This is a genomic window from Galbibacter sp., assembly GCF_048266365.1.
Taxonomy (GTDB): Bacteria; Bacteroidota; Bacteroidia; order Flavobacteriales; family Flavobacteriaceae; genus Galbibacter.
This window is the reverse complement of sequence record NZ_JBLWZP010000005.1, coordinates 179,323-197,672: the sequence shown is the minus strand read 5'-3', so window position 1 is coordinate 197,672 and position 18,350 is coordinate 179,323. Positions and strand designations below refer to the sequence as shown.

Below are 18,350 nucleotides of genomic sequence, written 5' to 3'. Positions count from 1 at the left end.
TTACGTCTTTATTGATTGAAAAAGTGAAAAAGTGCGATGAATATGAATCCTAAAGGAATCAATATCGCAAAGTACTTACCAAAAGCTTTAATCCCCGGGGTAAATTTGTTGTTAAACCCGATAGATTGAAACGCAGACTGGAACCCGTGTAAAAGGTGCATCGCAAGTAAGACAAACGAAACTACATACCAAACCACTCTCCAAGGTGCATGGAATTTCTCAACCATTTCGTGGTAATAGCGAGTAGGATCTTCCGGATTTACTGCAATGTACTTGTAGTTTATCTCTGGGAACCAGAAATCAATAAAGTGAAGTACTAGAAAGGCTAGAATGACAAGCCCACTATAAATCATGTTTCTTGAAAACCAACTCGAGTTGGCGTTTCCCTTGTAGTTTACATATTTTATTCTTCTCGCGTTCTTATTTTTCACTTCGAGGATAAATCCCATAATGAAGTGAAAAACTACTGCAAATATCAGTATCGGCTGCATCAAGAATTGAACTAAGAAATTGGTTCCCATAAAATGGGATAATTCGTTAAATGTGCTTTCGCTGATTACAGATGTGAAGTTGATTATAAAATGCTGTAAAAGGAAAATTAATAAAAAGATAGCCGAAAGTGCCATGGCGACCTTTCTGGCTATTGATGAATTTAACATTCCGCTCATTAGTAAAAGTTTATATGATATGCACAAAAATACAGCACCAAGGAAAGATTAACAAGCTTTCATTTCGCTTTTACTTCCAATTTAGAATGAGTTTAAAGTAAAACAGTTCGGTTTTGAGTTTTAGCTACTCAAACCTTTGAGTAGGGGAAAAACGAAAGAATTATCATTGAAATGCGTCAAACTTTAATCGAAGTTTAACAGCTGTCCATAGTATTCTTATTAATTTTGTGAAAATTCAAAAAAGATAACATGAAGTACGATTTGATTGACAGCAATTTATTCATTAAAAATCGCCAAAAATTCATGGCGAGAATGAATCCAAAAAGTATTGCAGTTTTTAATTCTAATGATGTGTATCCCATCGGGGCGGACAGTACAATGCCCTTTCAGCAAGCCAGGGATATATTTTATCTAAGCGGAGTAGATCAGGAAGAAAGTATTTTGGTTTTGTTTCCCGATGCTTTTGAGCAAAAACACCGGGAGGTTCTATTTGTGAGAGAAACCAATCCGCACATCGCAGTTTGGGAGGGAGAAAAACTTAGCAAAGAAAAAGCGTTTGAAGTAAGTGGGATAAAAACCACCTATTGGTTGCAAGATTTCGACCGTGTTTTTTATGAATTAATGACGGAGGCTGAAACGGTATATTTTAATACCAATGAACATTACAGACAAACTGTTGAAACACAAACTAGAGAAGATCGATTTATAATTGAGTGTAAAGCAAAATTCCCTGCACATAATTGGGAAAGAAGTAACCCGATCTTACAGGATTTAAGGGGGACTAAGGAGCCTGAAGAAATTGATGTGATCCAACACGCATGTAAGATTACTGAAAAAGGGTTCAAACGCATTCTTCAGTTCGTTAAGCCTGGTGTTTGGGAATATGAAATCGAAGCCGAGTTTATGCACGAGTTCTTAATCAACCGATCTAGAGGTTTCGCTTATACGCCTATTGTCGCTTCAGGAAATAATGCAAATGTTTTGCATTATGTCGAGAACAATGAAGTGTGTAAAGAGGGAGATTTATTGCTTTTAGATGTGGGAGCGGAATATGCAAATTACGCCAGTGATATGACCAGAACCATTCCTGTTAGCGGACGTTTTACGGAACGTCAGAAACAGGTTTATACCGCGGTATTGAATGTTAAAAAGCAAGCGACCGCAATGCTGGTTCCGGGAGCCATGTGGAAAGAATATCATGAGGAAGTCGGAAAGCTCATGACCAGTGAATTACTTGGTCTTGGACTTTTGGATAAAGCTGATGTACAGAACGAAGATCCAAATTGGCCGGCTTACAAAAAGTATTTCATGCACGGAACAAGCCATCATATAGGGCTGGACACCCACGATTACGGTCCTTTGAAAAAGCCAATGCTGGCCAATATGGTCGTTACCGTAGAGCCGGGAATTTATATTCCGGAGGAAGGTTTTGGTATCCGATTGGAAGATGATGTGGTGATTCAAGAAAAAGGAGAGCCATTCAACTTAATGGCAGGAATTCCGTTGGAAATCGAAGAGATTGAAGATTGGATGAATCGATAATTTGATACAAACCGGGCGCAGAGGCCAAATACGGCCACTGCTCTCAGTTTTATCATTCGGGATCAAACCGTTGATACAGGGTGCAATGACCATAAATTTTAAAGGAACAACAGTGTATTATCAGGACGAAGGTCAAGGATCTACAGTCGTGTTATTGCATGGTTTTTTAGAAAATTCTACAATTTGGAATTCCGTTAAGGCATCATTAGTTAAACGTTACCGAGTCATTAGTATAGATCTGCTTGGTCATGGTAACACTGGCTGTATTGGTTATGTGCATACGATGGAGCAGATGGCAGAAGCAGTGAAAGCTGTGCTGTATTGGTTGAAACTAAGAAGAGTCTCCTTTGTAGGGCATTCCATGGGGGGTTACGTCGCTCTTGCGTATGCCGAAGCTTATCCTGATGATGTAAAAGGAATGGTACTTGCAAATTCTACAGCTAGAGCGGACTCTCAAGAGCGAAAAAAGAATCGTGATCGTGCCATTGAATTGGTTAAGAAAGATCATAGAACCTTCGTTCGTATGGGTGTATCGAATCTCTTTCGTCCTAAAAACAGAAAAGTGTTCTCTGAAGAAATTAAAAGGCTTAAGAAAGAGGCCTTAAAAACGCCTTTACAAGGAATCGTTGCGGCCTTGGAAGGGATGAAAATTCGTGATGACAGAGAAATATTACTACACTTCACTCCTTTTGCTAAAATGATGATTATAGGGAAAAAAGATCCGGTTCTTAAGTATGAAGAACTCATAGATCAGATAGAAAATACATCAGTAAAACTAATCGAATTTGCCGATGGGCATATGAGTTTCATAGAGAATAAGGCTGAGTTTATCGAGGAAATCAATATTTTTTTGAAAAATACTTGATTGGTTTACAGATTATTATATATTTGTTTCACCCAAAAATCTTAATTATTATGAAATCCTCAAAATCTACATTCAAAAGGGCGCTGTGCGCTGTGTTCGGTCATCGCTATGTGGTATCGAAAAAAATCACCTCTCATGTTGCAGAATACACATGTAAGCATTGCAAGTGCGAATTGACCACTACAGAAACAGGCACCTTAGATGTATTGACTCCGGAATTAAAGGAAATCAATGAATCTTTAGCTAAGTTTTATCGCAAAAGACACCAAGTACAGTCTGTTGCTTAGATTTCTTTAATCACAAAATTTTTAGATTGCTATTGAGAGTTTTCTCATTAGGCCTTGGAATTCCTATGCTTGATTGTCAAATGAATTCCATCCACGCGCCTGTAGCGGTATTTTAGTATTTGCTCTTGTGAACAAGTGCATCCCTTCGGACTCTTGAGTCATATGACCTATAACAGTCAAGCTGGGGTTTGCTTTAATCTTAGGATAGTCTTCTTGAGAAATTGTAAAAAGAAGCTCGTAATCCTCCCCGCCACTTAGAGCTACTGTCGTACTGCTAATGTTGAATTCCTCACAGGTAGAAATTGTCTGTGGATCTAATGGAATCTTATCCTCATACAAATTACAACCTACTTTTGACTGTTTGCATAAGTGTATGATTTCAGAAGATAAGCCATCACTGACATCAATCATTGAAGTGGGTTTAACTCCTAGTTCTTTTAGCAATTCAGGAATGTCCTTTCTCGCCTCAGGTTTTAATTGGCGTTCAATAATATATGTGTATTGATCGAGGTCCGGTTGATTTTGAGGGTTAACTTCAAAAACTTGTTTTTCACGTTCCAGTATTTGGAGACCAAGATAAGCTCCACCTACATCGCCAGAGACCACTAATAAATCATTGGATTGCGCTCCATTTCTGTATACTACGTCCTCTGAGTTAATTTCTCCAATGGCTGTGACACTAATCAACAGGCCTTTGTTGGAGGAAGTGGTGTCCCCACCGATTAAATCGACCTGATATAAATCACAAGCCAATTTTATTCCTTGGTATAGTTCTTCTATAGCTTCTAATGGGAAACGATTGGATATCGCTACTGAAACGGTGACCTGTGTTGCCTTGGCATTCATAGCATAAACATCTGAAAGGTTGACAATGATAGCTTTGTATCCCAAATGTTTTAAAGGCATATAGCTTAAATCGAAATGTACCCCTTCAACCAAAAGATCTGTAGTTATTACAGCTTGTTTGTCTTGAAAGTCAAGTACAGCAGCATCGTCACCAACAGCTTTTAGTGTGCTTTGGTTTTTGATTTCAAAGCCTTTGGTCAGATGATCAATTAAGCCAAATTCTCCCATTTCTGAGATGGAGGTACGTTGTGGATTTTTATCTTCTATCATAACTGCAAATATAAAGAGAGTTTGAGCTTTAATAAAGTTTTGTCATCAAAAGTTCCGAGTTCTTAAGTAGAGATTTTAGCACCTAAAAACCTTGATATTTAGATATTTTAAAATTTTTGTAAGGAATAGTCAAATCACATAACAAAAGGTTATACAGTGATTAAAGATATTAATGCATATACTCATGGTAAATCATAATGAATAGCTTATTTTTGTATACCATTTGGAAATAACTAAAATACAATGATAAAAGTTTCTGAATCAGCGAAAAAGAAAATTGCCGAATTAATGGCAGATGATGGCTTTAATGTAGCTCAAGACTTTGTGCGCGTTGGGGTTAAAAGCGGCGGTTGCAGTGGTCTATCTTACGACCTGAGGTTTGATAAAAGCAAAGAACAGGAGGATAAGGTTTTCGAAGACAATGCAGTTAAAATTATCGTCGATAAAAAAAGTTTCTTGTATCTCATAGGTACGGTCCTGGAATATTCCGGGGGCTTAAATGGGAAAGGATTTGTTTTTAACAACCCGAATGCACAAAGAACTTGCGGATGCGGCGAAAGTTTTTCATTATAGAATACAAATTTTATAGTTAAATTTTTCGGTAGCGAGCAATACTGTTCCTACACAATAATTTTAAGAGTAAAATGGCATACACAGAAGAAGAATTAAAAAAGGAACTCGAAACTAAGGAGTACGAGTACGGATTTTATACTGATATAGAGTCCGATACGCTGCCTATTGGTTTAAACGAGGATATAGTTCGTGCAATTTCTAAAAAGAAAAACGAACCACAATGGATGACAGATTGGCGATTAGAAGCGTTCAGTTATTGGAAGCAGATGGAAGAGCCGGAATGGGCTAATGTAACGTATAAGAAACCTGATTTTCAGGCGATATCATATTATTCAGCTCCAGTGTCTGCGCCAAAATACGATAGTTTAGATGAGGTTGATCCAGAGTTGCTGGAGACCTTTAAAAAACTTGGTATTTCGATGGACGAACAAAAGAAACTAGCTGGGGTTGCGGTCGATGTTGTAATGGATTCTGTTTCTGTAGCGACTTCCTTCAAGAAGACCTTGGAAGAAAAAGGAATTATTTTCTGTTCAATTTCCGAGGCTATTCAAAAGCATCCTGAGTTGGTTAAGAAATACTTGGGTACTGTGGTACCACAGAGAGATAATTTCTACGCTGCACTGAATTCTGCAGTGTTCTCCGATGGATCTTTCTGTTACATTCCAAAAGGCGTACGTTGCCCAATGGAATTGTCGACTTATTTTAGAATTAACCAAGGAGGTACGGGCCAATTTGAACGTACACTTCTTATCGCGGATCAAGAGAGTTATGTAAGTTACCTTGAAGGATGTACGGCACCGACTAGAGATGAGAACCAACTTCACGCAGCGGTCGTTGAACTCATTGCCATGGACGATGCCGAAATTAAATATTCCACCGTTCAAAACTGGTATCCCGGTGATAAACAAGGAAAAGGAGGGGTCTTCAACTTTGTAACTAAACGAGGAATTTGTGAGACCAGAGCTAAGATTAGTTGGACTCAAGTTGAAACAGGTTCTGCAGTAACTTGGAAGTATCCATCATGTATTCTTAAAGGTGATCATTCCGTTGGAGAATTTTATTCCATTGCCGTGACCAATAACTTCCAACAGGCAGATACCGGAACCAAGATGATTCACTTAGGTAAGAATACTAAGAGTACTATTATCTCCAAGGGGATCTCAGCTGGAAATTCTCAAAACAGCTATAGAGGATTGGTTCAGGTACATGGTAGAGCTGAAAATGCTAGGAACTTTTCTCAATGTGATTCCTTGTTAATGGGTAACTCCTGTGGGGCTCATACCTTCCCATATATCGAAACAAAAAATAAAACTGCTCAGATCGAACATGAGGCGACAACCAGTAAAATTGGTGAAGATCAAATCTTTTACTGTAATCAACGTGGTATTGACACTGAGAAGGCAATCGCTTTAATAGTGAACGGTTTTAGTAAAGAAGTATTAAATAAGCTACCTATGGAGTTCGCCGTAGAAGCTCAAAAATTACTGGAAATCTCTTTAGAGGGTTCTGTAGGATAAATAAAAATTGGTGGTTAGGTTCCCCTTGGCTAAACATTATACCGGGAGCTTAACAACATAACAGCATATAACAAGAAGCAAATGTTAAGAATTGAAAATTTACACGCTAGCGTAGAGGGTAAAGAAATTTTAAAAGGTATTAACTTGGAAATCAAACCAGGTGAAGTACACGCTATCATGGGGCCAAATGGTTCTGGTAAAAGTACATTGTCATCGGTAATTGCAGGAAATGAAGATTTCGAAGTTACTCAAGGTAGTATCGAATTTTTAGGAGAAGATATAGGCGAACTTGCACCGGAGGATCGCGCTCACAATGGATTATTTCTTTCTTTCCAGTACCCCATTGAAATACCTGGAGTATCTGTAACCAACTTTATAAAGACAGCTATCAACGAAACCAGACGTGCTAAAGGCTTGGAGGATATGCCGGCCAATGAAATGCTAAAAATGATTCGTGAGAAGTCTGAACTTTTGGATATCGATCGAAAATTTTTATCACGTTCATTGAATGAAGGATTCTCAGGTGGTGAGAAGAAGAGAAATGAAATTTTCCAAATGGCAATGTTAGAACCAAAGTTAGCTATTTTGGATGAAACCGATTCAGGATTGGATATCGATGCGCTACGTATTGTTGCAAACGGTGTCAATAAACTGAAAAGTAGCGAAAATGCTGTGATGGTTATTACGCACTATCAACGACTTTTAGAATATATCGTTCCTGATTTTGTGCATGTTCTCTTAAACGGTAGGATTGTAAAATCCGGAGGGAAGGAACTTGCTATGGAATTAGAAGAAAAAGGATACGATTGGATTAAACAAGAAGTTGAGGTTTAGTCATAGTCTGGGTAAGGTTTACCCCCGAAACTAGAGCAACCATTGGATGGCCTAATCAGCCTTTATTTTTAGGTGTTAGTGGGCTGTTGTTAAATAGCGCTTTTGGTAAAAAGCAAATAGATTAGAATTAAGGATCATGGAATTAAAAGATAAATTATTATCATCATTTATGGCTTTTGAGAATCGAGTAGATGTCAATCATGCCGTACATGATATTCGAACCCAGGCCATTAAAGTCTTTGAGCAAAAGGGATTTCCTAGCAAAAAAGATGAGGCGTGGAAATATACCTCTTTAAATGCATTATTAAAAAACGACTATAGCGTTTTCAGCGATCAAGAATCTGCTATTGAGTTTAACGATATAAAGAAATATTTTATTCATGATATCGATAGTTACAGAATTGTATTCATCGATGGAGTTTTCAGTTCACACCTCTCTGAAATCACACATGAAGGCCTGGATGTATGTACCATGGGTGCAGCTCTAACGAAGCCAAAATATCAATTGGTGATTGAGAATTATTTCAATAAAATCGTTGATATGGAAGATAGTCTAACCGCTTTGAATACCGCATTCTCTAAGGAAGGTGCATTTATCAATGTTCCTAAAGGGAAGGTTGTCCATAAGCCGATTCAAGTATTGTATTTCTCAACTGGAAAGGAATCTTCGCAAATGGCCCAACCGCGAAACTTAATTGTGGTAGGGGAGAATGCCTATGTTCAAATTATTGAACGACACCAAAGTTTAAATGAAAACGCGGTATTGACCAACGCTGTTACCGAAATACACACCCAGAAAAGAGGAATTGTAGACTATTACAAAATTCAGAATGATCAACAGAATGCCTCTTTAATTGATAACACCTATATTTCTCAACAACAGAATAGTCATGCTTCTGTTCATACCTTCTCTTTTGGTGGGAAATTGACCAGAAACAATTTACAATTCTTGCATAAAGGGGAATATATTAATTCTACTTTGAAAGGAGTTACTATAATTGAGGATAAGCAACACGTTGATCACAGTACTTTAGTACACCACGCAACGCCAAATTGTGAAAGTCACCAAGACTATAAAGGGATATTTGGCGATAGCAGTACAGGAGTTTTTAACGGTAGAATTATCGTTGAAAAGGAGGCACAGAAGACCAATGGATTCCAACAGAATAACAATATTTTGGTCAGCGATAAAGCTACGGTGAATGCAAAACCGCAATTGGAAATCTTCGCAGACGATGTGAAGTGCTCACACGGATGTACTATCGGTCAATTGGATGAAGAGGCTATGTTTTACCTTCGTACCAGAGGTATTCCTAAAAAGGAAGCTCGTGCGCTGTTGATGTATGCCTTTGCAAACAACGTCCTTGAAAGCGTGAAGATTCCTGAAGTTAAAGCAAGAGTCAATAAATTAATCGCTATGAAATTAGGAGTTAGTATTGGTTTTGATCTTTAATACTCAGCTGCTGGAAATAGTTTTTTGAATCGTTTAGGTATAGGGGCTTGCAGGTAAATTTCTTTTTTTGTCAAGGGGTGAATAAACCTTAGAGAAAAACTGTGAAGATGGAGTCCCTTGACCCGACTACTTATATGGTCAAGACCATATTCTTGATCCCCTAATATAGGATATCCAATACTAGCAAGGTGCTTTCTTAGTTGATGGCGCCTTCCTGTTTTTGGGTCTAATTTAACTAGGTTAAGGCCACTGTACTTTTCAGATGGAATCTTATGAATAACATTAAAGTGACTTAAGGACTCTTTATCGTCTACTAGACTAGAAATACTTCCCGAGTCTGGCATTTCACCAGCAGTTATTGCGTAATAGGTTTTTGAGGTCTCTTTATGCTCAAACATTTTGTTGAGTATACGAATGCTTGTTTGCGTTTTGCCACACAATAGGATTCCAGAGGTACCAAAGTCCAATCGATGCACTGGTTGGGGTAAACAGGCATCTGCTAGATCACTCTTTTTTAATTGATGTGGTAGGGCATTGGTGATCGTTTTAAATTTATTGCCACTAACAAGCACGCCCGCAGGCTTTACGATAGCGGCCAAATATGAATCTTCATATAGAATTTCCAAAGGAACATCCGGAGCTTTATCTGTTTGTAAATTTAGGGGTGTGGTAAGGGTGATTGTTTCCCCACCGTGGATATAAGTAGCGGAGCAGACCGGATTATCATCGATGGTTATCCGTCCTTTTTTTAGCGCCTTTTTTAGCGCTGATTTAGTTGACGCATGGTTAAATATACCGACACCGTATTCTTGTAAGCGAATAGGGAGGGCTAATGCTGGAACAGTATGAATCTCGATAGCTTCGATGTTGTATGGTTTATAATCTTTACAAAAGTAAAGCAGTCTTTTTGATTTCCGTGCCCAAAGAGAAACAGACTTTGTATATCTTTGTTTTATGGATCCATTTGACGATACTTATTTTATGAAACGGGCCCTTGTGGAGGCAGAACTAGCTTTCCAAAAGGGGGAAATACCTGTGGGTGCTGTAGTTGTAATAGATCAAAAGATCATAGCCAGAGCTCATAATTTGACGGAAGCACTTCACGATGTCACAGCCCATGCGGAGATGCAGGCTATTACCGCAGCCGCAAACTATTTGGGAGGGAAATACTTAAAGGGTTGTACTTTGTATGTGACCTTAGAGCCTTGTCAAATGTGTGCAGGTGCCTTGTATTGGAGCCAACTCGAAAGAGTCGTGTTCGGAGCGTCTGATACACATCGGGGCTATGAAGTAATGGGAACAAAATTGCATCCTAAAACAAGTGTAGTTAAAGGTGTATTGCAGAAAGAAGCTGAGGTTTTACTCAATAAATTCTTTATCCAAAGAAGAAATTTGAATTGAGTAAGAATACTGATTACCTGTAACTAGGAAAGAAAAAAGTCGCCCGAGTTGGACGACTTTTGTACTACAAAAATAAAATATATTTTTATCCGATTACTTGCACTTGCGAAGCAACCACGCCTTTTCTGCCTTCTTCTTCTAAATATTCTACTTTGTCTCCTTCGTTAAGTTCAACACCATTCAACGCTGTTACGTGAACAAAAATGTCTTTTCCGGTGTCATCGTTGGTTATGAATCCGTAACCTTTGGACTCATTGAAAAATTTTACTGTACCAGTCATTATAATTATTATAAAAATTAATATTCAAATGTATCAAAATAATTGAAAGGAACTTTCAAAAAATAAATAAATATTTTAAAATTTATTGATTATCAGGGTATTTGTTGTCTTTGTTGGTCATTTTATCAAGATTTTCCTTGGTAAACATATAATCTGACATCTTTTTTCCTTTTGAACGGTGATAAATAAATAGCGGAAATAGAATAAAAACAGTGAAAAGAACGGTAACGCCAAGAATTTGATCTCCTCTCAGCTCATTTACCTGGCTTTTTACGTAAAATCCTGATCCTATTCCCAGTATAACGCAAGCAAATAATATTTGAATAAGATATTTCATAGGTTAAAATTTATATTTAATTATTCCAAAATAGAAATTAGCCTTCTCAAAATACGAAACTTTAAGCCAAAAATGCTACTCTGTAAATGATATTAACTTTCTTCGGTAAGCGGTTAGAAGTTTTGATTTTGATATAAAACCGTAATAGCGGTTGTTTTTTATCACCGGTAGGTTCCATGCTCCACTATCTTGAAATTTTTGCATGACCTTGGTCATTTTATCTTTCTCAATTTCAATGACCGCCGGAGGGTTTTGCATCACTTCGGATGCTTTTACCTCGTCGTATAATTTTTGATCAAACATAATAGACCTTATATCGTCTAAAAGAATGACTCCTATGAGTTGATCAGATTTTCTATCCAAAACAGGGAATATGTTTCTGTTTGACTTTACCACCGCATGGTTGATAATCTCCCCTAAAGTCATATCTGGATAGACTGCCACAAAATTGGTTTCAATCACTGATTCCATATCCATTAAGGTTAATACAGCGTGATCTTTATTGTGAGTAATCAATTCACCTTTCTTCGCGAGTTCCATAGTATATACAGAATATGGAACGAAGTATTTGGTAATGGCATAAGATATGGTGGCAGTAATCATAAGCGGTAAAAAGAGTTCATATCCACCGGTGAGTTCTGCTATTAGGAAGATAGCTGTCAATGGAGCGTGTAAGACACCTGCCATCAGGCCTGTCATCCCTACTAAAGTGAAATTGCTTTCTGAAACGGGATGGTTTAAAAATCCAATGTGGTTCAAAATCTTCGCTAGACAGTTACCCATGATACAACCCATAAACAGGGTTGGGGCGAATATGCCTCCAACACCTCCTGCACCGAAAGTAATGGCACTGGCTACAATTTTAAATAACAGTAAACCAATTAGTAATGCGATCACTCCCCAGGCATTGGTGAGGTCAATATTTAAAATATTGTTTTTAAGTGCTGCTGTAGGGTTTCCTTGAACCATGTGGTTCATCACTTCATAGCCTTCACCGTAGAGGGGAGGAACTAAAAAGACAATAACCCCAATGGCCGCCCCACCAATTAAAAGTCTTTTAATCGGACCGTTTATGGCATCAAATAGGTCCTGAATTTTAGCATATACTTTTGTAAAATAAATAGAAACACCTGCAGCAACTAGGCCTAACAGTATGAAATATGGAACATCATTTACGATAAAGTCATCTTGTAAATCAAAGGGAAGTAAGATGTCACTACCAAAGAAAAAATAGGAAGTCAGTACTCCTGAAATAGATGCTAACAATAGCGGCAACAATGAGGCTAGTGTTAAGTCCAGACTCATAACTTCAACGGCAAAAACAATTGCTGCAATAGGGGACTTAAAAATAGAGGACATGGCTCCCGCGGCTGCAGCACCTATTAAAAGTGTCCTGGTCGCCTGATTCATGTGGAAGAGCCTGGAGATGTTCGAGCTTATGGCAGCTCCTGTTGAAACTGTTGGTCCCTCCAGACCTACCGATCCTCCAAATCCGACTGTTATGGGAGCGGTAAGTATACTTCCAATCATTTGATACCTTTTCATGATACCTTTGCGCTTAGAAATGGCAAAAAGGGTCGACGGAATCCCATGACTCACTTTGTTTTTGATGACGTACTTCATCATCAGGTAGGTGAGCCCTAATCCAATTAGTGGGTATACAAAATAAACAGCCTCAGAATAGTGTTGTATAAGTTTGCCCTCCAATAAGAGTTGGATATAATGCGTGAGATTTTTTAAGATCACAGCACCCAATCCAGAGGTAAAACCTACTACAATACTAAGGATGTACACAAACCCGCGGTGAGATATGTTCTTAGCTCGCCATATGAGAAAGCGGGTTAGTAGTGACTTTTTAATTTGTGGCATCTCTCATAAATATTAATTCGAGCTTTTTAAAAATACAAAATTTATTTACACGCACGAATTTTGATACGGATTAGAGATCAAGCTTGATGTTTAGTTCCTTAAGTTGTTCACTATCGATAGCTGATGGCGCATCTATCATGACATCACGACCAGAGTTGTTCTTCGGAAATGCAATGAAATCACGAATGGTTTCTTGGCCTCCTAGGATTGCTACTAAACGGTCGAGTCCAAATGCAAGACCTCCGTGTGGAGGTGCTCCATATTGGAATGCATCCATTAAGAATCCAAACTGAGCTTTGGCTGCTTCTTCTGTGAATCCAAGATGTTTAAACATGGTAGCCTGCAAGTCCTTGTCGAAAATACGGATGGATCCTCCTCCAATTTCATTACCGTTTAAAACCAAATCATAGGCATTCGCTCGTACTTTACCTGGGTCGCTATCCAACAATGCGATGTCTTCTGGTTTTGGAGAAGTAAATGGGTGGTGCATGGCGTGATAGCGCTGAGATTCATCATCCCATTCTAATAATGGGAAATCAACAACCCAAAGTGGTGCAAATTCATCTGGATTTCTCAATCCTAAACGTTCAGCTAGTTCCATTCTTAAGGCGCTTAACTGCCCTCTAGTTTTGTCAGCCGGACCAGATAATACGCAAATGAGGTCACCTGGTTCGGCAGCAGTTGCTTCCGCCCATTTTTTCAAGTCTTCCTGATCGTAGAATTTATCTACCGAAGATTTTAAATTACCATCCTCGTTATATTTAACATATACCATACCGAGGGCTCCTACTTGAGGTCTCCTTACCCAGTCGATGAGTTTGTCAATTTCTTTTCGTGTATATGATGCTGCGCCAGGTACTGCGATCCCTACAACTAATTCTGCTTGATTGAAGACATTAAAGTCTTTGTGTTGTGCTACTTCATTTAACTCCCCGAACTTCATTCCAAATCGGATATCCGGCTTGTCATTCCCATAGGTACGCATGGCCTGGTCGTAGGTCATTCTTGGGAATTCTGAAACCGAAATATTTCTGATTTGTTGTAAGAGGTGTTTGGTAAGTCCTTCGAAGATGTTTAAGATGTCTTCCTGTTCAACAAAGGCCATTTCACAGTCAATTTGTGTAAACTCCGGTTGTCTATCTGCACGAAGATCTTCGTCTCTAAAACATTTTACGATTTGAAAGTACTTATCCATACCACCAACCATCAACAGTTGTTTAAAGGTTTGTGGTGATTGAGGAAGGGCGTAAAATTGACCTTGGTTCATTCGTGAAGGCACCACAAAATCTCGCGCGCCTTCAGGAGTAGACTTAATCAAATAGGGAGTTTCAATTTCTATAAAACCGGCCCCAGATAAGAAGTTCCTTACTTCCATACTTACGTTGTGACGGAAGATCAAATTATTTTTTACAGGATTTCTTCTAATATCGAGGTAGCGATATTTCATTCGAAGTTCATCCCCACCGTCGGTTTCGTTCTCTATAGTAAAAGGAGGTGTTAGCGAAGCATTAAGAAGGGTGATATGACTGACTAAAATCTCGATATCACCAGTGGCCAAATTAGGATTTTTAGCTTCCCTTTCGATGACGGTACCTTCAACTTTGATAACAAATTCCCTTCCGAGCTCTTGAGCTGATTTGAAGACATCTTGTGGTGTTCTATTTTCATCAAATATAAGCTGGGTGATACCGTATCTATCTCTAAGATCTACCCAGATCATAAACCCTTTATCTCTTACCTTTTGTACCCAACCAGAAAGTGTGATTTGAGTGCCTATATGTTCTGAGCGCAAGGCTCCGCAAGTATGACTTCTATACATGAATTCTAATGGAATTAATTGGCTGCAAAGTTAATAAGGATTGTGAGTGAAATGAAAAAATTCAAAAAAGATTTTTCCAATGTTAAATTTTCAACTAAAATGCATCCTTAGTTTAGGTTTAACTATTTGTAAATCAGCGCAAAACAGCTTTAATGTTAATTTAATGTTACGTAAACGTTTTGTAATTGTAAATTAAAAAGTATATATTTGATAGTAGACAATGTGAAATTTAAAAAAAATAAGGATATGAAAAGTATATTAACTGCTATTGCACTAGTTTTCTCGGTTGTAATGTTTGCTCAGGGAGTTGAGAAACAGCCGAAATTAGAGATTGTAAATGGATTGGTTAAAGCGACCTACTACCACGAAAATGGAAAGGTTGCTCAAACGGGTACTTACTTAAACGGAAAACTACACGGAGATTGGATGTCATATGATGAACAAGGAAATAAATTAACTATTGCCAAATATGACATGGGAGCTAAAACTGGAAATTGGTTTTTCTGGGATGGTAATACCTTGAAAGAAGTTAAGTATGAGAACAGTACAATTGCCAGCGTTAAAACTTGGGATCAATCAAATACTGTCGTACGCAATTAAGAGAGACATAAGGATTTAAGGGATGCTATTCCCTAAATTGCTGATTAAATAATTATAATATGAAGCTGTACTTATAAAGGGTACAGCTTTTTTATTTGCATTTTATACGTTTGGACTTCCAATTTTGTATTTTTGCCATTCTAAATTTAGAAGATGATACAATCGATGACTGGTTTTGGTAAGGATGTTATACAATTGCCTTCCAAGAAAATAACCGTGGAGTTAAAGTCCCTTAACAGTAAGAATTTGGATATCAATGCTAGGATTCCTTCTTCCTATAGGGAAAAGGAACTGGAGCTCAGAAATCTTATAGCTTCAGGACTTGTCCGTGGTAAAATTGATTTTAGTTTGTATGTTGAGGTCACAGGGGAGACCTCGAATACCCAACTTAATATAGGAGTTTTAAGAGGATATATGGAACAGCTAAGAGCTGCTAATGCTACTCCTATAGGAGCTGACCAGGAGGTGGAGTTATTGAAAATGGCAGTGCGTATGCCTGACGCTCTCAAAGTAGAGCGTGAAGAAATAGATCCTGAGGAGTATCAGATTATAAAAAATGCGGTGATCAAGGCTCTTGAAGAAATCAACATTTTTAGGGATCAAGAGGGTGCAGCCTTAGAAAAAGATTTTGTCGAGCGTATTGCTGCGATTTCAGAATTGTTGAAAAAAGTAGTAGAGATAGATCCTGAACGTGTTAAGGGAGTACGATCTCGCCTAGAAAAGGCAGTTGATGATCTTAAAGCGGAGGTTGATGAAAATCGTTTTGAACAAGAATTGATTTACTATATTGAGAAATTCGACATTACCGAAGAAAAAGTACGTCTTTCTAATCACCTGGATTACTTCATTGAGTCCATAAACTCAGGCGATTCTAATGGAAAAAAACTTGGATTCATAAGCCAAGAAATTGGCCGTGAAATCAATACCATTGGTTCTAAATCTAATTATGCACCAATGCAGCAATTGGTAGTGCAAATGAAGGATGAGTTGGAGAAAATTAAAGAACAGTTGTTGAACGTATTATAAAAAGCGCTGTATTTGCGTTTAATCACTATAAATGGAAGAAAATAAAGGTGTGAATAGCGGAAAGTTAATCATTTTCTCTGCCCCTTCGGGCAGTGGTAAAACTACTATTGTAAGGCATTTATTAGAACATCCAGAATTGAATCTGGCCTTTTCTATTTCGGCGACTTCAAGAGAGCCAAGAGGAGATGAAAAAGATGGTGAGAATTATTACTTTTTGTCTGCCAGAACCTTTAAAGATCATATCAAAAACAACGATTTTTTAGAGTGGGAGGAGGTCTACCGTGATAATTTTTACGGTACGCTAAAAACTGAAGTGGAACGGTTGTGGAAGGAAGGCAAAAATGTGATTTTTGATATTGATGTAGCTGGGGGGCTTCGAATTAAGCGAAAATTCCCTGATCAAACTTTGGCTGTTTTTGTGAAGCCTCCTAGTGTGGATGAACTAAAAATCAGACTTAAGAAGCGAAAGACAGAGAGCGATGATAAAATCAATATGAGGATTGCAAAGGCATCTGTAGAGCTAGCTACTGCCCCTCAGTTTGATATGGTTATTAAGAACTATGATTTAGATACAGCTAAGCAAGAAGCCTATAATCTCGTTGCAGATTTTGTCGGTGTTTCAAAAAAAACGAACTCATGACAAAGAAGAAGATTGGACTCTTTTTCGGCACCTTTAATCCTATACATATAGGGCATTTGGTTATTGCCAACCACATGGCTGAATTCACAGATCTTCAAGAGGTTTGGATGGTGGTTACACCTCATAATCCGCTAAAGAAGAAAAGCAGTCTATTGGAGGATCACCACCGATTGGAGCTTGTCTACAGAGCCACTGAAGGCTATGATAAATTAAAGCCTAGTGATATTGAGTTTGGATTGCCTCAACCTAATTATACCGTAAAGACTCTAGTATATCTTAAGGAGAAATATCCGGATTACGAATTCTGTCTGATTATGGGTGAGGATAATTTGCGAAGTCTACATAAGTGGAAGAATGTTGAGATGATCGTAGAGAACCACAATATATATGTGTATCCAAGAATTGATAAACCTACTGAGAAGAAAGGCAGGTACAGTGAACATCCCAATGTAAAAAAGGTAGACGCTCCTATTATGGAGATATCATCTACCTTTATTCGTAAAGCAATTTCAGAGGGTAAAAATATCCGCCCACTTTTACAACCAGAGGTATGGGAGTATGTGGACTTGATGAATTTTTACCGAGAATTGTCTAATTAGGATTCTAATGCTGGAATACGCAGTACCTGTCCTGGATAAATTTTATCTGGGTCGGTTAGCATGGGCTTATTCGCTTCAAAAATCACTGGGTATTTCATGGCGTTACCATAAAATTTCTTAGCGATTTTACTTAAGCTATCTCCCGAAACAACGGTATGGAATTGTGCCTCTGGTTCTGTGTGTTCAACTTCCATACGATCGTCAACTACAGCGATTCCGGTACTGTTACCAACGACTAAAATAATTTTTTCTTTAGTGCTTTGATCATAGGCTTTGCCACTTATAGTTGCGGTGTCACCACTGATTGCAATTTGAAGATTTTCCGCCTTTAGGTCTAGGTCGCTGATGGTTTCTGTTAGTTTTTTAGAGGCCTGTGCATTTGCTTCTGCTATTGCAGATGCTTTGTCTGCCGCTGCCTCAGCTGCTTCTTCAGCTGAAGTTTTTCCGCCAAATATCTTAGCGCCTGCATCTTTGATAAATGAAAATAATCCCATGGTGTTAATATTTTAAAAGTTCAAGCAACAAGGTAAGCAATAAACGTTTTCCTACAAAGTGAATGAATTTTTTTTGACAAAAAAATGCTATAAACTTTGAATCTATTTGCTTATTTAAGATGGTTCAATCTTAAAAGTTGGGTTTAAATTGAAAAAACTTAGATTGTATCTTTAAAGTTCTCAAAGTATCAAATTGCTTGAATGTCTTCAGGGAACTTTACAATTTGGTGTGATTTACTCTCTTAGAATTCTGGGCAATTTTAAATTGTTACTTTTAACAGGTTAAAACATGTTCAAAATAAAATCATATTGGTAAATGTACCCTAAAGCTATTCTGAAATACTTTTTCGATATTAATATATTCAACCTTACTTTTAGTTTGATTTTCGGATTATTATCAGGTTATATATGGAGTCTGATAATTTTTTCT

The 18,350-nt window shown here is 37.9% G+C and carries 20 protein-coding genes; 12 read left to right on the top strand and 8 right to left on the bottom strand.

All coding sequences use genetic code 11. From position 1 onward, the window contains the following. Positions 1-8: 8 nt before the first annotated feature. Positions 9-668 (bottom strand): succinate dehydrogenase cytochrome b subunit, encoded by a 660-nt coding sequence (locus ACN0TV_RS09905; RefSeq protein WP_417362577.1) that lies wholly within the window; start codon positions 666-668, stop codon positions 9-11. A gap of 249 nt (positions 669-917) precedes the next feature. Here ACN0TV_RS09905 and ACN0TV_RS09900 point away from each other — a divergent pair, with 249 nt between their 5' ends. From ACN0TV_RS09900 to ACN0TV_RS09890, 3 genes are all read left to right on the top strand, one after another. Beyond that, on the top strand, positions 918-2,210 hold the full coding sequence (locus ACN0TV_RS09900; RefSeq protein ID WP_417362575.1) for an aminopeptidase P family protein: 1,293 nt from the start codon (positions 918-920) through the stop codon (positions 2,208-2,210). A gap of 85 nt (positions 2,211-2,295) precedes the next feature. After that, a complete protein-coding gene (locus ACN0TV_RS09895; protein ID WP_417362573.1) occupies positions 2,296-3,075 on the top strand; it encodes an alpha/beta fold hydrolase in 780 nt (259 codons plus the stop codon). A 50-nt stretch (positions 3,076-3,125) separates the two neighbouring features. Continuing rightward, the gene (locus tag ACN0TV_RS09890; protein WP_417362571.1) at positions 3,126-3,362 is read left to right on the top strand and encodes a hypothetical protein; all 237 of its coding nucleotides are present in this window, start codon (positions 3,126-3,128) and stop codon (positions 3,360-3,362) included. A gap of 63 nt (positions 3,363-3,425) precedes the next feature. On the opposite strand, the gene thiL is transcribed toward ACN0TV_RS09890, so the two are convergent. Next, positions 3,426-4,478 carry a thiamine-phosphate kinase gene (gene thiL / locus ACN0TV_RS09885; RefSeq protein ID WP_417362569.1) on the bottom strand — a complete coding sequence of 351 codons (1,053 nt, stop codon included), beginning with the start codon at positions 4,476-4,478 and terminating at the stop codon, positions 3,426-3,428. A 243-nt stretch (positions 4,479-4,721) separates the two neighbouring features. On the opposite strand from thiL, the gene ACN0TV_RS09880 reads away from it, so the two are divergent. The 4 genes from ACN0TV_RS09880 to sufD all read left to right on the top strand — a co-directional run bounded on the left by ACN0TV_RS09880 (position 4,722) and on the right by sufD (position 8,855). Then, positions 4,722-5,051, top strand: coding sequence for a HesB/IscA family protein (locus tag ACN0TV_RS09880; RefSeq protein WP_417362567.1), 330 nt, complete (start codon positions 4,722-4,724; stop codon positions 5,049-5,051). A 71-nt stretch (positions 5,052-5,122) separates the two neighbouring features. Then, on the top strand, positions 5,123-6,568 hold the full coding sequence (gene sufB / locus ACN0TV_RS09875; protein WP_417362565.1) for a Fe-S cluster assembly protein SufB: 1,446 nt from the start codon (positions 5,123-5,125) through the stop codon (positions 6,566-6,568). Between the two features lie 81 nt (positions 6,569-6,649). Further along, positions 6,650-7,402, top strand: coding sequence for a Fe-S cluster assembly ATPase SufC (gene sufC / locus ACN0TV_RS09870; RefSeq protein ID WP_417362563.1), 753 nt, complete (start codon positions 6,650-6,652; stop codon positions 7,400-7,402). Between the two features lie 136 nt (positions 7,403-7,538). Then, a complete protein-coding gene (gene sufD, locus ACN0TV_RS09865) occupies positions 7,539-8,855 on the top strand; it encodes a Fe-S cluster assembly protein SufD (RefSeq protein ID WP_417362561.1) in 1,317 nt (438 codons plus the stop codon). On the opposite strand, the gene ACN0TV_RS09860 is transcribed toward sufD, so the two are convergent. After that, a complete protein-coding gene (locus tag ACN0TV_RS09860; protein ID WP_417362559.1) occupies positions 8,852-9,481 on the bottom strand; it encodes an RluA family pseudouridine synthase in 630 nt (209 codons plus the stop codon). The genes sufD and ACN0TV_RS09860 overlap by 4 nt on opposite strands. Before the next feature lie 328 nt (positions 9,482-9,809). Here ACN0TV_RS09860 and ACN0TV_RS09855 point away from each other — a divergent pair, with 328 nt between their 5' ends. Next, a complete protein-coding gene (locus tag ACN0TV_RS09855; protein ID WP_417362557.1) occupies positions 9,810-10,256 on the top strand; it encodes a nucleoside deaminase in 447 nt (148 codons plus the stop codon). A gap of 85 nt (positions 10,257-10,341) precedes the next feature. On the opposite strand, the gene ACN0TV_RS09850 is transcribed toward ACN0TV_RS09855, so the two are convergent. The 4 genes from ACN0TV_RS09850 to aspS form a co-directional block, all read right to left on the bottom strand. Next, on the bottom strand, positions 10,342-10,536 hold the full coding sequence (locus ACN0TV_RS09850) for a cold-shock protein (RefSeq protein WP_008990027.1): 195 nt from the start codon (positions 10,534-10,536) through the stop codon (positions 10,342-10,344). A gap of 82 nt (positions 10,537-10,618) precedes the next feature. Then, the gene (locus ACN0TV_RS09845) at positions 10,619-10,873 is read right to left on the bottom strand and encodes a hypothetical protein (RefSeq protein WP_417362543.1); all 255 of its coding nucleotides are present in this window, start codon (positions 10,871-10,873) and stop codon (positions 10,619-10,621) included. Between the two features lie 75 nt (positions 10,874-10,948). After that, entirely contained in the window at positions 10,949-12,742 is a 1,794-nt protein-coding gene (locus tag ACN0TV_RS09840; protein ID WP_417362541.1) for a chloride channel protein, read from the bottom strand. Between the two features lie 70 nt (positions 12,743-12,812). Continuing rightward, positions 12,813-14,561, bottom strand: a complete 1,749-nt coding sequence (aspS, locus tag ACN0TV_RS09835; protein WP_417362540.1) for an aspartate--tRNA ligase — start codon at positions 14,559-14,561, stop codon at positions 12,813-12,815. Between the two features lie 246 nt (positions 14,562-14,807). Between aspS and ACN0TV_RS09830 the strand changes: the two genes are divergently transcribed. The 4 genes from ACN0TV_RS09830 to nadD all read left to right on the top strand — a co-directional run bounded on the left by ACN0TV_RS09830 (position 14,808) and on the right by nadD (position 17,426). Further along, positions 14,808-15,161, top strand: coding sequence for a toxin-antitoxin system YwqK family antitoxin (locus ACN0TV_RS09830; RefSeq protein ID WP_417362538.1), 354 nt, complete (start codon positions 14,808-14,810; stop codon positions 15,159-15,161). A 153-nt stretch (positions 15,162-15,314) separates the two neighbouring features. Beyond that, the gene (locus ACN0TV_RS09825) at positions 15,315-16,187 is read left to right on the top strand and encodes a YicC/YloC family endoribonuclease (protein WP_417362536.1); all 873 of its coding nucleotides are present in this window, start codon (positions 15,315-15,317) and stop codon (positions 16,185-16,187) included. A 49-nt stretch (positions 16,188-16,236) separates the two neighbouring features. Next, complete coding sequence (gene gmk, locus ACN0TV_RS09820) at positions 16,237-16,827, top strand: guanylate kinase (RefSeq protein WP_417362700.1); 591 nt, start codon at positions 16,237-16,239, stop codon at positions 16,825-16,827. Then, entirely contained in the window at positions 16,824-17,426 is a 603-nt protein-coding gene (gene nadD / locus ACN0TV_RS09815; RefSeq protein ID WP_417362534.1) for a nicotinate (nicotinamide) nucleotide adenylyltransferase, read from the top strand. The genes gmk and nadD overlap by 4 nt, the downstream gene beginning before the upstream one ends. Here nadD and lysM read toward each other — a convergent pair. Next, positions 17,423-17,920: a peptidoglycan-binding protein LysM gene (gene lysM / locus ACN0TV_RS09810; RefSeq protein ID WP_417362532.1), complete on the bottom strand. Its 498-nt coding sequence runs from the start codon at positions 17,918-17,920 to the stop codon at positions 17,423-17,425. The two genes, nadD and lysM, sit on opposite strands and share 4 nt — an antisense overlap. Positions 17,921-18,350: the final 430 nt, after the last annotated feature.

Coding starts and splice junctions, on each gene's coding strand:
- ACN0TV_RS09905 (WP_417362577.1), bottom strand. CDS start 668: ATGAGCGGAATGTTAAATTCATCAATAGCCAGAAAGGTCGCCATGGCA.
- ACN0TV_RS09900 (WP_417362575.1), top strand. CDS start 918: ATGAAGTACGATTTGATTGACAGCAATTTATTCATTAAAAATCGCCAA.
- ACN0TV_RS09895 (WP_417362573.1), top strand. CDS start 2,296: ATGACCATAAATTTTAAAGGAACAACAGTGTATTATCAGGACGAAGGT.
- ACN0TV_RS09890 (WP_417362571.1), top strand. CDS start 3,126: ATGAAATCCTCAAAATCTACATTCAAAAGGGCGCTGTGCGCTGTGTTC.
- thiL (WP_417362569.1), bottom strand. CDS start 4,478: ATGATAGAAGATAAAAATCCACAACGTACCTCCATCTCAGAAATGGGA.
- ACN0TV_RS09880 (WP_417362567.1), top strand. CDS start 4,722: ATGATAAAAGTTTCTGAATCAGCGAAAAAGAAAATTGCCGAATTAATG.
- sufB (WP_417362565.1), top strand. CDS start 5,123: ATGGCATACACAGAAGAAGAATTAAAAAAGGAACTCGAAACTAAGGAG.
- sufC (WP_417362563.1), top strand. CDS start 6,650: ATGTTAAGAATTGAAAATTTACACGCTAGCGTAGAGGGTAAAGAAATT.
- sufD (WP_417362561.1), top strand. CDS start 7,539: ATGGAATTAAAAGATAAATTATTATCATCATTTATGGCTTTTGAGAAT.
- ACN0TV_RS09855 (WP_417362557.1), top strand. CDS start 9,810: ATGGATCCATTTGACGATACTTATTTTATGAAACGGGCCCTTGTGGAG.
- ACN0TV_RS09850 (WP_008990027.1), bottom strand. CDS start 10,536: ATGACTGGTACAGTAAAATTTTTCAATGAGTCCAAAGGTTACGGATTC.
- ACN0TV_RS09845 (WP_417362543.1), bottom strand. CDS start 10,873: ATGAAATATCTTATTCAAATATTATTTGCTTGCGTTATACTGGGAATA.
- ACN0TV_RS09840 (WP_417362541.1), bottom strand. CDS start 12,742: ATGCCACAAATTAAAAAGTCACTACTAACCCGCTTTCTCATATGGCGA.
- aspS (WP_417362540.1), bottom strand. CDS start 14,561: ATGTATAGAAGTCATACTTGCGGAGCCTTGCGCTCAGAACATATAGGC.
- ACN0TV_RS09830 (WP_417362538.1), top strand. CDS start 14,808: ATGAAAAGTATATTAACTGCTATTGCACTAGTTTTCTCGGTTGTAATG.
- ACN0TV_RS09825 (WP_417362536.1), top strand. CDS start 15,315: ATGATACAATCGATGACTGGTTTTGGTAAGGATGTTATACAATTGCCT.
- nadD (WP_417362534.1), top strand. CDS start 16,824: ATGACAAAGAAGAAGATTGGACTCTTTTTCGGCACCTTTAATCCTATA.
- lysM (WP_417362532.1), bottom strand. CDS start 17,920: ATGGGATTATTTTCATTTATCAAAGATGCAGGCGCTAAGATATTTGGC.